Genomic DNA, 14,031 nt, shown 5'->3' with positions numbered 1-14,031 from the left:
TTTTAGCTTCCAAGACCGTAGGGACTACGGGGTTAGCCTAATCAAAATCCGACCAGTAGGTTGGAGTTCTTAGGAATCTCCATCTTCAAAATCCAAAGGATTTAAGGTGGAGTAGTTCAAATTATACAATAATAACGCAAAAAAGCCTCTCCAAACAAAAGATAGAACTTTGTCCGAAAGAGGCTTTTAAAGTTAATTATTCATCTTCTTCTTCGTCATCTTCACCAATAACTTCTGGTTCAGGCATGACATCTGTAGCAGTATCTTCTGTTTCTAAGTCTTCTGAAATATCTTCAGGTGCAGATACAGAAACAATTGTTTCATCTGGTTCTGTTAATAATTCAGTACTTTCAGGAAGTTCGATATCCGCAACAGTTAAGCTATCTCCAATTTCAAGTTTTGAAGCATCAATTGTAAAGTGAGTTGGAGCATCTTCAGGAGCAATAACTATATCAATTTCAGATATAGATTGAGATAAAATACCTTCAAGAATCTCATCTTCACCTTCAACATAAACTGGAATTGTCATATCAACTTTTTCACCAGCAGTAAATGCTTGTAAATCTATATGATATAGACTTGGTTTTGTAGCAAAATATGAATATTCTTTAACGAATACTTGGTAAGTTTCACCATCAACTTCTAATGAAAATACCCCGTTAGATCCTACTTCACGGACAGTATCTTCAAATTCTTTTAAATCTACTAACACAGGTAATGATTCAACAGCTCTACCGTAAATTACGGCAGGTAATTTCCCAGCTGCACGCGCTTGTTTAGAAGCAGACGTACCTGTTTTTGTGCGTTTTTCCGCAACAATTTTCATGCATTTCACCTTCCACTCAATATTAATACCATTCAGTTCTTATCTGAATAAATCAAGGATAAGTATATCAAATTTACTATCCTAATGCAAAGCACCACTGAAACATTTTATCTTATTTTTAAAAAATTAGCAAATGAAGTTATTAAAATCCATTCACTTCAATATAATTTTAAAAGCGGGAGATAATTTCCACCCGCTTTTAAAAAGCCTTATTCTAAAAAATCTTTTAATTGTTTCGAGCGACTTGGATGACGTAATTTTCTTAATGCTTTGGCTTCGATTTGACGAATACGTTCACGAGTAACACCAAATACCTTACCTACATCTTCTAAGGTACGTTGACGACCATCATCTAAACCAAATCTTAATCGTAAAACATTCTCTTCTCGATCTGTTAGGGTTTCTAAAACATCTTCTAGTTCATTTTTTAACATTTCATATGAGGCATTGTCTTCAGGATCCATTGCCTCTCCATCTTCAATAAAGTCCCCTAAATGCGAATCGTTTTCTTCGCCAATAGGTGTTTCTAAAGAAACGGGGTCTTGAGAGATATTAATAATATTTCTTACTTTTTCAGTAGGTAAATCCATTTCTGCGCCAATCTCTTCAGGCGTCGGTTCACGTCCTAAATCTTGTAGCAAGGATCTTTGAACACGAACTAATTTATTAATGGTTTCAACCATATGGACTGGAATACGTATCGTTCGTGCTTGATCGGCAATGGCTCGTGTAATGGCTTGACGAATCCACCAAGTGGCATAAGTTGAAAACTTAAAGCCTTTTGTATGATCAAACTTCGTTACGGCTTTCATAAGCCCCATGTTACCCTCTTGAATAAGGTCTAAAAAGCTCATTCCACGGCCTACATATCTTTTGGCGATGGAGACCACTAAACGCAAGTTTGCACTGGCTAACTCATCTTCTGCGCTCTTATCCCCTTCAAGAATACGTTTCGCAAGTTCAACTTCTTCGTCGGCAGAAAGTAAATCAACACGACCAATTTCTTTTAGATACATACGAACTGGGTCATTAATTTTAACTCCTGGTGGGGCAACTAATTGTTCATCTCGTGCTTCCTCGACAACTTCTTCTTCTTTTTCAACTTGTTTTGCCAAAGGATTTCCATCTTCATCGACGACACCGATTCCTTCGTTTTCAAGTTTTTGAATTAAACGATCCATTCCTTTTTCATCTAAATGATAAGGTTTAGCGAGTTTATCACTAAGTTCTACATAAGAAACGGTATCTTGATCTAGAAACTTAATTTCGCTAATCATTTCATTAAGTGCTGTTTTATAATCTTTTTTTATGTCTGCAGATTCTGCCATAAGATTATTGCCTCCCGTAGTAGTAATCTTGTTTATTGCTTATTGTTTTTTAATTTTTTATTTAAATTAATAATTTCGATAGCTAAAGAGTTTTGTTTACTCGTATTTCCTTGTTTTTGCGCTTCTCTTAGCTCTTCTGTTTTTTGTGCGATAGTCTCTTTGACGGGTGATATATTTTTAATAACATGAACGTAGTCATTAATCTCACCATCCTTTAGTTCTCCTAAATCAATTAAGAAAATTTCTGCAACTTTCTTTTTTAATTGATCATCTTGTAAATAGTCTAAAAAGCCTTCCGTATCTGTTAATTCTAAATCATCTTCTCGATAGGATTCAAATAAAATGAAAATCAATTGATGAGATTCATGATTGAAATGAAAATCAGGATCTAATTTTTTTAAAGTGATCCAAGCTTCTTCATCATAAAACAACCGATTCAACAGCATCCGCTCTGCTTGTTCAATTAAACTAAATTTTGGCTTGTCTTGATATGAAACCTGCAGTTTAGGGACTTGACTTTGCTGCATTCTTTGCTGCTGTTTCATTTCATTTAGTTGTTTTGTTTGAACAATATCCATGACAGATTCAAATTGTGACTTTAAAGTATCTAAGGATACCTTAAATTCTTCAGCTAATTGATTTAGATAAATTTCACGTTCAATTAGTGAATCGACTTGAGTCAGTTCACGAAGAACTTCTTCAATATAAGTGATTTGTTCTGATTCATTCGATAAATTTTTATCGCGTTTATAATACTGCATTAAAAAGCCAATATACGTGTCACGACCATGTGTTAAAAATTCGAAAAATTGATGTTTCCCAAATTTTTGAATATAATCATCAGGATCTAATCCACTAGGAAAGGTAACAACTTCTAAATTAAAATGAGTTTTTGTAGTTAAAAAGTCAATGGATCTCTTGATTGCATCATTTCCAGCATCATCCCCATCAAAGGCTAAAACAATGTGGTCCGTGAAGCGATCCATACTTTTAATTTGTTCCTCTGTTAAACTTGTTCCCATAGAAGCTACAGCATTTTTCACGCCTGCTTGCCAAGCTGAGATTACATCCATATATCCTTCAAAAAAAACAGCTTCATTTTCACGTCGAATCGATGCTTTTGCTTTGTCAAAATTATATATAACCTTGCTTTTATTAAATAATGGCGTTTCAGGAGTATTTAAATATTTTGCTGTTTGAAACGATTTATTTTCATTATCAAATATTCTTCCTGAAAAACCAATCGTTTTACCCTGCTCATTATGGAGTGGAAATATAATTCGGTTTGAAAATCGATCCAAGAATTCGTCACTTTCAGGCGAATGATTTATTGAAAATAATCCTGAATTTTGATAAGTCTCTATATCAAATGCTACATCTTTTTGTGAATCAAAATATAGATATAAAGCATTTCGTTGGGGTGGTGAAAAACCTAATTCAAACTCATCGATTGTTTCTCTTGTCATCCCACGATCAAGTAAATACTCTAAAGCAGCTTTCCCGATTTGAGTATTTACCAAGATATGATGATAAAAAGATTTAGCTAATCGATTAATTGAATTTAGCTTACCTATTGCTGAATCTTCATTAACTTCCTGATTAGACACTTGAGAAATTAAATTTTGATCTAATGGATAGTTAATAAGTTCTGCTGTTTTTATGATAGCTTCAGGATAAGTAAGTCCTTCAATTTCTTTAAGAAAATTAAAGACATTGCCCCCTCGGCCACAACTAAAACAATAAAAGATTTGTTTTTGATCATTTACAGAAAAAGAAGGCGTTTTGTCTTCATGAAAAGGACAATGAGCAAAATGATTTTGCCCTGACTTTCTCAACTGTAAATATTGCGAAATGATATCTACGATATCTGTATTTTTTCTGATATCATCGACCGTCGCATCAGGGATTCGAACCATCATGCTCACCTCCATAAATATATTTTATTATAAAACGATATAAAAATCCTAGGATAAATCCGATTTTTAGTATACCATTCATAGTTTACAAGTCAATTATTTTGCATCGCCAATTCCTATAAACCATGCTTGATTCATAAAATGATTAGTTGGTTAATAATTTGAGGATATCATCTTTTGTAAGTGAACGGCTCTTTTTACTATCGCTTTTACGTATGACGTTATCAATTAATTCTCTCTTTTGGTCTTGAAGCTCATTTATTCCTTCTTCAATCGTTCCTTGCATAATCAACCGGATAACTTGAACAGATTTTTGTTGGCCAAATCTATGGACTCGATCAGCCGCTTGATCTTCGATGGCTGGATTCCACCAAGAATCATATAAAATCACGGTATCTCCACCCGTCAAGTTTAAGCCCGTTCCACCTGCACGTAGAGAAATCAAAAATAAATCTTTTTCCCCTTCATTAAATCGTGTGGTTAATTCCAACCGTTCTTCTTTTGGCGTACTTCCATCTAAATAATGATAATCAACATTTTGTTCATCTAAGATTTTCCGAATGATAGCTAGCATACTTGTAAATTGAGAGAATAATACAACTCGTTTATTATTCGCTAAAGCTTCTCTTAAGTATTCCATCAGACGATCTAGTTTAGCAGATCCACCTTCATAATCAGGATTCACCAGTCTAGGATCACAACAAATTTGTCGTAATCGAGTCATACCCGCTAAAATACGCATTCTATTTTGTTCAAACTCATCTTGCTCAATTAATGATTCTACATCATTTTTGATAAGAGACAATTGGGTTTGATAAAGTCTTTTTTGTTCGTCAGAAAGCTCAATATACTCTACTGTCTCTGTTTTAGGAGGCAGATCGTCTAGTACATCTTCTTTTAATCGTCGTAAAACAAAGATGTCAATCTTTCGGGAGATTTCTTCTTCTGATAATTCATTAAAAGCTTTCTTCGACTGAAATAATCCAGGCGATATAATTGAAAATAAAGACCATAATTCATTTAAGTTATTCTCAATTGGTGTACCCGATAAAGCAAAAATGTTTTGTGCTCTTAATCTATTGACAGCTTTTGTTGTTTTGGCTGCATCATTTTTCACATTTTGAGATTCATCTAAAATAATGGACTGAAAAACATGCTTTTTATAGTGTTCAATGTCGCGCTGGATTAATGGATAACTCGTAATTAAAACATTAAGATCCTTGTCATTTAAGGCATACTCCAATTGTTCATTTCGTTCTTCAATCGAGCCACTAATCACTAAACAATTTACTTCAGGAGCAAATTGTTTAAACTCTCTTTCCCAGTTATATACAACACTTGATGGGCAGACTACTAAATATTTCCCACCCTTGTTTTCGATTTTAGACAAGAGAAAAGTGATTGTTTGAATAGTTTTTCCAAGTCCCATATCATCTGCCAAAACGCCGCCTAACCCATAGTAATCTAGCATCCGCAACCATTTATAACCTGTTTCTTGATAAGGTCTTAAGGTTGCGTTTAAACCTTTGGGTAAATCAAAGGTTAAACGATTCGGTTCCTTTAGTTCTTTAATAAATTCCTTGAATTCATTGCCAATAGAGACCATTTCTCCTTCACCTAGCGATAAACCGCGTAGTAAAGAAACCGAAGTCTCTTTAGCAATTTCAGACGGTTTCAACTCTAATTTATCAATGTTTTCAAATAATTTTTCGAAACGATTTTCTTTTAAATCAATTATTTTTCCTGAGTTTAGTTTGTAAAATCGCGGATCTGTCTTTTCTAACTGTGTGACTAAGTCTGCTAAATCATCATCAGATATTTGGGCTAAATCAAATTTAATATCTAATAAATTTGTTTGTTTGTTCATTTCAATGGATAAACCTAATTTAATATCTTGATCATAAATTAAGTCTTTAGCATCAGAAGATAGATAAATTTCCATTAGCTCAGAAATTTCACTTAAAGAATCGTATATAAAAGTACTAATTTCTTCAAATTGATCGAGAATATATTTTCCTTCTACTACTTCAGCTTTTTTGAAATAGTGAGAGAGTACACTAAGTGTGTCTTTTTCATTATATATATCTCGTATAAAAACAGATGACGCATCCTCAGATTGTTCTTCTGTATCTGGTACAAGTGGATTAATCGTATTTTCTCCATATTTAAAATGAGGCTCTATGGATAAAGCATCTTGATCATAATCAATATACAACTCAGTAGTTAGTGGTTCATGTTCTATATTGTCCTCAATTCCATCAGCAATATCATAATGAAAGAGTTCTCTTAAACGGGGTAAAATTAAAGAATAAAAGGACGTTAAATCATCTTTAGTTAACTTAAGTGGCTCCTCTGCCATATTGCTAATGGTCTCAATGAGCAACTGAGCAGTTTTAAACTGTGGAGCAGTTAATAAATAAAAGACACTATTAACACTGACTATATTAGCTTGAGGATGAACCGTTATATTTTTCTTCTTATCTTCATCACTAACATCTAAAGTAAAGAAATCTTTTTCTCGTTTAATTAAAAAAGTAAGAGGCAATTTTTCCTCTTCTTCAGCAATTTCAGGATGTTCTATTTGGTTGATAGAACTTAATAAACGAGGTGGTGGTGCTAGTCGAACGAAGCCTCCATCAACTTCACTTAATAATTCAAGAAGTGCAGGAACATTCTTTGCCAGAACGGATAAAGATCCGTTTTGTTCTAAAGAATGGCCCGTGTAAACCATTTGGAAAGCCTCTTCTTGGGCTTTACCAATTTCATTCATATAAGCTAATAATTCTCGGTCTTCAGGAAGTAAGAAATAGTCTTTCGGATTATATCTAAGTTGTTTCCCAAAAGTATATTCATTCCCCTTCAATAAGTGATTGGTAACATCTAAAATATCATGAATCACATATAAATGATCCACTCCTGCTTTTAAATATATTTCATATTCAAATAAATGATTCACCTTGTGCATATTTAGTACAAATTCAAATTGGAGTGGCGTTTTTGTAAAAGATATCGCATGAGATTCTATATCTTTATTTGCTTCTTCAAATAAATGATTTAATAACTCACGATTTCTCTGTAATAATTGAAGCTGACTAGAAGGTTGTTCTGTATCGATGGTTTGATTTGCATTTAATGCATTAAATGCCTCTTGGTTGATTGTATTTAAATACAACATACTCGTAATCACATGTTGGCATGCTCCAGATTGTTTTTGGAAAACAGTACAATCACAAGAATATTTTTGCGCAAGACCATTTTTTAAAAAACTTAAATATGTTTTTTGATTCTGTCCATCAAAAATTGTGAATTCTACTGAGCGGTTGCCTTCATTTAATGACAATTCTTTTACTTGATCATTATTAAATAGCATAACACCTTTTTCATAAATCGATTGATTGGTTGCTAAAGATTTGATTGTTGCTTCAGGAAAAAATTGTTTTTTAAACAAATAATTCAGTCCTTTTTACCTTAAATTTCTATCATCTTATTATAACAAAGATTTGATAAGATTTCACACAAAAAGAAAAATCACCTATTAATTCTGCAATATTGCATACAATAAGTGATTTTCTTTTTAGTATTTATTCATTTAAACAATTAATTGACTAAAATCAGCAAAGTCCATTGTAATATTTGCTAGATTATTAAGTAATGTTAAACGATTTTCTTTTATTTCTGGCTGATCCACCATAATCATATTATGATCAAAAAATTCAGTAATCGGTCCATGAATCTTTTCAAGTGCTAAATAACGTTCGTTAGCATCTGTTGTTTGAGTGAAAATTTTAGACAACTGAGTCGTGACTTTAACAAGTTCTTTTTCTGAATCTGTTTCAAGAAGTTGTTCATTAATTTGACCGGCATTTCCATTCGTATTTGTAATATTTAGAATACGCGTAATTGATTCTACCAGTTCTTTATAGTTTTCTTTCCCTTTATGTTGTTCTAATCGTTCACCAGCTTTCACCATCCGCGTAAGGTTATCGTTTTTAGCTGCTAACACTGCTTGGCGTATATCATAAGAAAGATTATAATCCGTCTTCATGATTTGTTCTAATCGAGCTAAGATAAAGTCATTTAAAGCACGCATGTTTTCATCTAGTTGATCCATTCGTTTTTCTGGAAGATTGCTTACTTCCACGACTTCATTCATTAATTTTATAAAATCTAGATTTTTTACATCTAAAGCAAGAATTAAACGAACCACTCCCACAGCTTGTCTTCTCAATGCATGAGGATCATTTGACCCTGTAGGAATCATGCCAATAGAGAAAAATTGAATCAACGTATCCAACTTATCTATTAAAGCAATATACTTTCCTAGAATTGATTTTGGTAATGAATCCACTTGTGAGAGTGGCAAATATTGTTCACTAATTGCATGAGCTATATTATCAGATAGATGGTGTTCTCTAGCATAAATACCGCCTATTCTTCCTTGTAGAGTTGGGAATTCATCGACAATTTGTGTTACTAAGTCAAATTTATATATAGCTGCAATTTCTTTCAATTCTTTAATCTCTGGACCTGATAAATTAAAATGATCAGCTAAGACATCTACTATTCTGACCGCTCGATTTTGTTTATCATAAATTGTTCCTAACTGTTCATGATAGGCCACATTCTTAAGTTTTTCTACAAATTCAACGATTTCAGATTTTTGATCTTCGGCATAAAAGAATTTTGCATCTGCTAAACGTGCTGTTAATACTTTTTCATTTCCTCGGGCCACATTTTCTATATGCTCACTATTTCCATTACGAACGGAAATAAAATAAGGCAATAAAGCTTGTTGATCTTTTTCATCTCGAACAGGGAAATAACGTTGGTGATCAATCATAGAAGTTTCTAATACAACACTCGGTAGTTGTAAATAATCTTTATCAAAATGCCCATAAAAAGCGGTAGGATATTCAACTAAATCCGTAACTTCTTCTAATAGTTCACTTTTTAATGTAGGAACGATCCAATTATGCTGTTTGCATAAGTCCTGAATTTGTTCGACAATCATGGCTTGTCTTTCTGCTCGTTTAGGGATAACGGCTTGTTTTTCTAACAAACTTTCATATTCTTCTGGAATAGTAATTTCAACCGCTTCTCCTAAGAATCGATGACCTTGAGATGTTCGTCCTGTTGGTACACCAAAGACTTCAAAGGGCACGATTTCATCATCTAATAAAGCAACTAACCAATGAATTGGTCTTACATAGTGATAAGAGAAATTACCCCACTTCATATTTTTAGGAAACTCAATATCTAAAATAACCTGCTCCATTCCTTGGAGTATTTCTTGAGCGGATTTACCAGGTACGAATTTTTCAATGAAAACATACGGTTTTCCTTTTTCTTCTTTAATGATTAAATCATCGACAGAACCTCCTTGGCCTTTTGAAAAGCCAATGGCTGCTTTTGTCCAATTTCCTTCTTCATCTTGAGCTATTTTTTGAGCTGGTCCACGAACTGTTAATGTTTCATCCGGTTGTTTCTCAGCTAGCTCTTTAACCATTACGGCAAAACGACGAGGAGTTGAATAGCCTATGATTTCAGTAAAAGTTAGATTTGCTTCAGTTAAGAATGATTTTGTTTTATCTATTAATTGTTTCTCAGTATTTGCAATAACTCCTGCTGGCATATCCTCTAAACCTACTTCAAGCAAAAATGTCTTTGTCATTTATTTTGCCTCCTCTTCTATTTGATATTTCTCAACCCATTTTTCTGTATCTTCTTTTAGTAATGGAAAATCTAATTTCGCTCTTTCATTTAAGAAAGATCTTGCGATATTACGTGCCATGGCACGAATTCTACGTAAATAATCTGGACGTTCAGTAGCAGAAACTGCTCCACGCGCATCTATTAAATTAAAAATATGACTACATTTTAAAACATAATCATACCCAGGATGTACCAATCCTTGTTCAATCAGTAAAGTCGCTTCTTTTTCATAAGCATCTAACAAATTAAAAAGTAAATCTAAATTGCTCTTATCAAAAGTATAAACGGAATGTTCATATTCTGGCTCTCTAAAAATTTCTCCATATTTCACGCCATCCGCCCATTCAATATCATAAACACTCTCTACATCCTGAATATAAGAAGCCAATCGTTCTAAACCATATGTTAATTCTGCGGTTACAGAATCTACCTCAATCCCACCTACTTGTTGAAAATAAGTAAACTGAGTCACTTCCATACCATCTAACCAAACTTCCCAACCTAGTCCTGCACATCCAAGTGATGGGTTCTCCCAGTTATCTTCGACAAAACGAATATCATGTTCTAATGGATTAATACCTAAAGCTACCAAACTATTTAAATATAAATCTTGGATATCTTTTGGTGAGGGCTTCATAACTACTTGGAATTGGTGATGCTGATAAAGTCGATTTGGATTTTCACCATATCGACCATCAGCAGGTCTTCGTGATGGTTCAACATAAGCAGCATTCCATGGTTCTGGACCTAAAGAACGTAAAAAGGTATAAGGGCTCATTGTTCCTGCCCCTTTTTCAGTATCGTATGCTTGCATTAATAAACAATCTTGATCTGACCAATAACGCTGTAAGGTTAATATAATTTCTTGAAAACTCAATGCTTTTTTAGTCATTGTCTTCTCTCCTCTAAATATAAAAACTCGTCCCTATACTGACTGTTTCCCGATCAGTATAGGGACGAGTTCTCGCGGTTCCACCCTATTTCTAACAAAAATGTTAGCACTTTTAATACTATTATTAAATCAATATGGTGCCTTCCAATGTGGTTATTGATCTAGCTCACACTTTCCTAGATTCGCTGAAACAATAAATTCCCTACATGTACTCTTCCATAATCTAATATAAATACTCTGTGTTAATATTACACTTCTAAAATAAATTGTCAATCATCTTTTCTTAACGTATCTTCCCACTTATAAAGATTATCAATAAACTTCTTACTCTTTAGGCTTAAGCCAACTAATTGGTCATAAATATGGTCAATCAACCGTTTAATTTCTTCTTGGGTACTTTTTTTAATCGAAATTTCTCCAATTTTTTCTAAATCCATTACTGAATATAACCTGACTAAATGAACAGCTTTTGGATCAACATGTAATCTCCTAGGGTCTTCTAGAAAATGTTCTGAACAAAGAATGCCATGATATTTATCTGAGTAGTCAAATATCCCCTTCGTTTTTCCACAGATACTGCATGCACTAAAATTTGGACCTACACCGAATACTACTAAAAATTTAACTTCTAGAATATTTGAGATAACTTCAGGATTATAACCTTCATCTATTAAATGAAGGCCAGTGACTAAAAGATGATACAAGGAAGGATAAGGAAGACGATCTTCTACTGCCGCATCTGCTAAAGCACTAACATACGTAGCATAGGCATTACTAAAAATATCTAACTGCAAATCTCTTTTTTGTTCAATTTCTTTTGCTCCGCGCAAAAAACTTAAGCCGCTTTCTCGGATATCGGCAATAAAGGTTGCTGTAGTAAAAGGTTGAATCGCTTGAAAAATCTCTCCCTGAGGGCGTTTAGCGCCACGAACAAAGAACATTATTTTCCCAAATCTTTTCGTGAATATTTTGACCAAGAAATCGCGTTCTCTATGTTTTCGCTGGTATAAAACAATACCTTCTACTTCTTCTAAATGCGCCATATAATCCCCCTCTTTTTCCTTTATCGCTTAACTCCTTATTCTCCTGATTTTATAAGATAGAAAGTTTATTCGATTTAATATTCTTCATCTTTGTAACCAAATCTGTTTAAATCTCGTGGGGTGTCTCGCCAATCGTCTGCTACTTTCACCCATAGTTCTAAATATATTTTATTTCCCAGTAATATTTCAATATCCTTGCGCGCACGCGTACCAATCTCTTTTAACATGCTTCCTTGTTTTCCAATAATAATTCCTTTTTGGCTACTACGTTCTACTACAATCGTTGCTTGAACTTCGATAAGGTTCTCGCTTTCTCGCTGCATACTTTCAGTAATAACCGCTACCGAATGGGGAATTTCTTCTCGAGTTAATTGTAAAACTTTTTCTCTAATTAATTCTTGAACGATAAAATATTCAGGATGATCTGACACCTGATCACTTGGATAATATTGAGGTCCTTCTTCTAGATAACTAGAAATCACTTCCAGTAAACGGTCCACATTATTCCCATCTATTGCGGAAACAGGTATGACTTCATCAAATTCCATTTCATTTTGGTAAGCTTCAATTATTGGTAATAATTTATCCGGATGAACTTTATCAATTTGATTCAAAACTAAAAAGACAGGGGTATGAATGTTTCTTAATCGTTCCATAATAAAACGATCGCCAGGACCCATTTTTTCAGATACATTAATCATAAATAAAACCATATCTACTTCATTTAATGTACTTAATGCAGAATCGACCATAAATTGACCTAGCTGGTGTTTGGGCTTATGAATTCCCGGAGTATCAATAAATACAACTTGTTCTTCATCTGTTGTATAAATCCCCTGAATTCTATTTCGTGTAGTTTGGGCTTTATCACTGGTTATTGTAATTTTTTCACCCATAATTTGATTAAGCAAAGTAGATTTCCCTACGTTTGGTCGCCCTACAATTGATACAAAACCCGATTTAAACTTTTCATTATTATTCATCATTTTAATTAAACCATATCCTTATTTGTAAATGCTCCTGGTAACAATCCTGCAACCGTTGTTTCATAGACATGACCATGGGTATTCGTTAAAATAACAGGCATATCTGGGTCACAAAATTCTGCCATAACTTGTCGACAAGCGCCACACGGGGAGATAGGACCTTCTGTTCCACCTGTGACCACTAATTTTTCAAACTCAAATTTCCCTTCTGAAACAGCTTTAAAAAAAGCTGTCCGTTCTGCACAGATAGATAACGGATAGGAGGCATTCTCAATGTTGCAACCCGTATAAACTTCGCCCTCTTTAGTGAGCAATGCTGCTCCTACTGGAAATTCTGAATAAGGAACATAGGCTGCTTCTAACATTCTTTCCGCTTTTATTGTTAATGCTTCATCTGAAATTTTTGCCATAAAATGACTCCTTTTAATTTTTATTTTTTAGTATAAATGAAAGAATACTAATACTTTAGGCAATAAAATGATTGCACCTACCACTACAGAAAAAATAGAAGTAAATAGAACAGCGGCTGCTGCCATATCTTTTATTTTTTTAGCTAAGGGATGGTAGTCAGGTGAAAACATATCTATTGTATTTTCAATAACCGTATTCCAAATTTCCATGACAATGACCAAAAAACAGACTAAAAAAATCCATAACCATTCACTAATAGATAAGGATAAAAATAAAGACACTAATAAAACGACAATGGTCGTCAAAACATGGAAACGCATATTTCTTTCTTCCTGAAAAACCGTACAGACTCCTTGGTAAGCATAACGAAAAGAGTCAAAAAAAGTTCTGTTTTTGTACGGTTTGTTTTTACTGTTTTTATCTCTCAAGACCATTCTCCTCCAAAATCTTTTCTTGAAGGGAAAACATTTCTTTTTCTTCTTCTGCAGTTTGATGATCAAAACCATTCAGGTGTAAAAAGCCATGAACAGTTAAAAATCCAAACTCTCTTTCAAAAGAATGTCCATAGTCTGAAGCTTGTTCTTCTATTTTATCAATGGATATAAAAATATCACCTAGCAATCTAGGGAGATCATTTGTATTCTCATTAATTTCTTCATCAAATATCCACTCAAATTCTTCATCATTATCTTCTATTGCAAAACTAATTACATCCGTTGGGCGATCAATAGAACGGTATTCTCGATTAATCTCTTGTATCCGGTCGTTATCGACTATAGTGATCGAAACTTCAAAGTTCTGATCTAACCCTAATTCTTTCGCAGTCGCAAGAATTAATTTTTTAACCAAGTCTAATTGTTGTTGCTTTACACGTTCAGTTTCATCGTATAATGCAATATCCAACTTTGTCACATCCA

11 protein-coding genes are annotated in these 14,031 nt (G+C 33.5%); all 11 read right to left on the bottom strand.

Features of this window, described 5'->3' with window-relative positions:
• Nucleotides 1-196: 196 nt before the first annotated feature.
• The gene (locus BUB96_RS07960) at nt 197-826 is read right to left on the bottom strand and encodes a 50S ribosomal protein L25 (RefSeq protein WP_073298344.1); all 630 of its coding nucleotides are present in this window, start codon (nt 824-826) and stop codon (nt 197-199) included.
• Between the two features lie 209 nt (nt 827-1,035).
• Nucleotides 1,036-2,154: an RNA polymerase sigma factor RpoD gene (gene rpoD, locus BUB96_RS07955; protein ID WP_073298343.1), complete on the bottom strand. Its 1,119-nt coding sequence runs from the start codon at nt 2,152-2,154 to the stop codon at nt 1,036-1,038.
• Nucleotides 2,155-2,186: 32 nt separating this feature from the next.
• The gene (dnaG, locus tag BUB96_RS07950) at nt 2,187-4,070 is read right to left on the bottom strand and encodes a DNA primase (protein WP_159431734.1); all 1,884 of its coding nucleotides are present in this window, start codon (nt 4,068-4,070) and stop codon (nt 2,187-2,189) included.
• Nucleotides 4,071-4,215: 145 nt separating this feature from the next.
• A complete protein-coding gene (locus BUB96_RS07945) occupies nt 4,216-7,518 on the bottom strand; it encodes a DEAD/DEAH box helicase (RefSeq protein WP_073298341.1) in 3,303 nt (1,100 codons plus the stop codon).
• Nucleotides 7,519-7,659: 141 nt separating this feature from the next.
• Nucleotides 7,660-9,741 (bottom strand): glycine--tRNA ligase subunit beta, encoded by a 2,082-nt coding sequence (gene glyS / locus BUB96_RS07940; protein ID WP_073298340.1) that lies wholly within the window; start codon nt 9,739-9,741, stop codon nt 7,660-7,662.
• The gene (gene glyQ, locus BUB96_RS07935; protein WP_073298339.1) at nt 9,742-10,674 is read right to left on the bottom strand and encodes a glycine--tRNA ligase subunit alpha; all 933 of its coding nucleotides are present in this window, start codon (nt 10,672-10,674) and stop codon (nt 9,742-9,744) included.
• Nucleotides 10,675-10,943: 269 nt separating this feature from the next.
• Nucleotides 10,944-11,717, bottom strand: coding sequence for a DNA repair protein RecO (gene recO, locus BUB96_RS07930; protein WP_073298338.1), 774 nt, complete (start codon nt 11,715-11,717; stop codon nt 10,944-10,946).
• A 74-nt stretch (nt 11,718-11,791) separates the two neighbouring features.
• Nucleotides 11,792-12,700, bottom strand: a complete 909-nt coding sequence (era, locus tag BUB96_RS07925) for a GTPase Era (protein WP_073298337.1) — start codon at nt 12,698-12,700, stop codon at nt 11,792-11,794.
• An 8-nt stretch (nt 12,701-12,708) separates the two neighbouring features.
• Entirely contained in the window at nt 12,709-13,113 is a 405-nt protein-coding gene (locus BUB96_RS07920; protein ID WP_073298336.1) for a cytidine deaminase, read from the bottom strand.
• Between the two features lie 27 nt (nt 13,114-13,140).
• On the bottom strand, nt 13,141-13,542 hold the full coding sequence (locus BUB96_RS07915) for a diacylglycerol kinase family protein (RefSeq protein WP_407639291.1): 402 nt from the start codon (nt 13,540-13,542) through the stop codon (nt 13,141-13,143).
• Complete coding sequence (gene ybeY, locus BUB96_RS07910) at nt 13,532-14,017, bottom strand: rRNA maturation RNase YbeY (RefSeq protein WP_073298334.1); 486 nt, start codon at nt 14,015-14,017, stop codon at nt 13,532-13,534. The genes BUB96_RS07915 and ybeY overlap by 11 nt, the downstream gene beginning before the upstream one ends.
• Nucleotides 14,018-14,031 lie beyond the last annotated feature (14 nt).

The sequence above is a fragment of the Atopostipes suicloacalis DSM 15692 genome, from assembly GCF_900129085.1.
Lineage (GTDB): Bacteria > Bacillota > Bacilli > Lactobacillales > Carnobacteriaceae_A > Atopostipes > Atopostipes suicloacalis.
Note: the sequence above shows the minus strand (reverse complement) of the source record. Positions and strands in the feature narration are given on the sequence as shown.

What these genes read in the sequence shown, in the direction of transcription:
- rpoD (WP_073298343.1), bottom strand. Translation starts at nt 2,154, where the DNA reads ATGGCAGAATCTGCAGACATAAAAAAAGATTATAAAACAGCACTTAAT.
- glyS (WP_073298340.1), bottom strand. Translation starts at nt 9,741, where the DNA reads ATGACAAAGACATTTTTGCTTGAAGTAGGTTTAGAGGATATGCCAGCA.
- BUB96_RS07960 (WP_073298344.1), bottom strand. Translation starts at nt 826, where the DNA reads ATGAAAATTGTTGCGGAAAAACGCACAAAAACAGGTACGTCTGCTTCT.
- era (WP_073298337.1), bottom strand. Translation starts at nt 12,700, where the DNA reads ATGAATAATAATGAAAAGTTTAAATCGGGTTTTGTATCAATTGTAGGG.
- glyQ (WP_073298339.1), bottom strand. Translation starts at nt 10,674, where the DNA reads ATGACTAAAAAAGCATTGAGTTTTCAAGAAATTATATTAACCTTACAG.
- BUB96_RS07920 (WP_073298336.1), bottom strand. Translation starts at nt 13,113, where the DNA reads ATGGCAAAAATTTCAGATGAAGCATTAACAATAAAAGCGGAAAGAATG.
- recO (WP_073298338.1), bottom strand. Translation starts at nt 11,717, where the DNA reads ATGGCGCATTTAGAAGAAGTAGAAGGTATTGTTTTATACCAGCGAAAA.
- dnaG (WP_159431734.1), bottom strand. Translation starts at nt 4,070, where the DNA reads ATGGTTCGAATCCCTGATGCGACGGTCGATGATATCAGAAAAAATACA.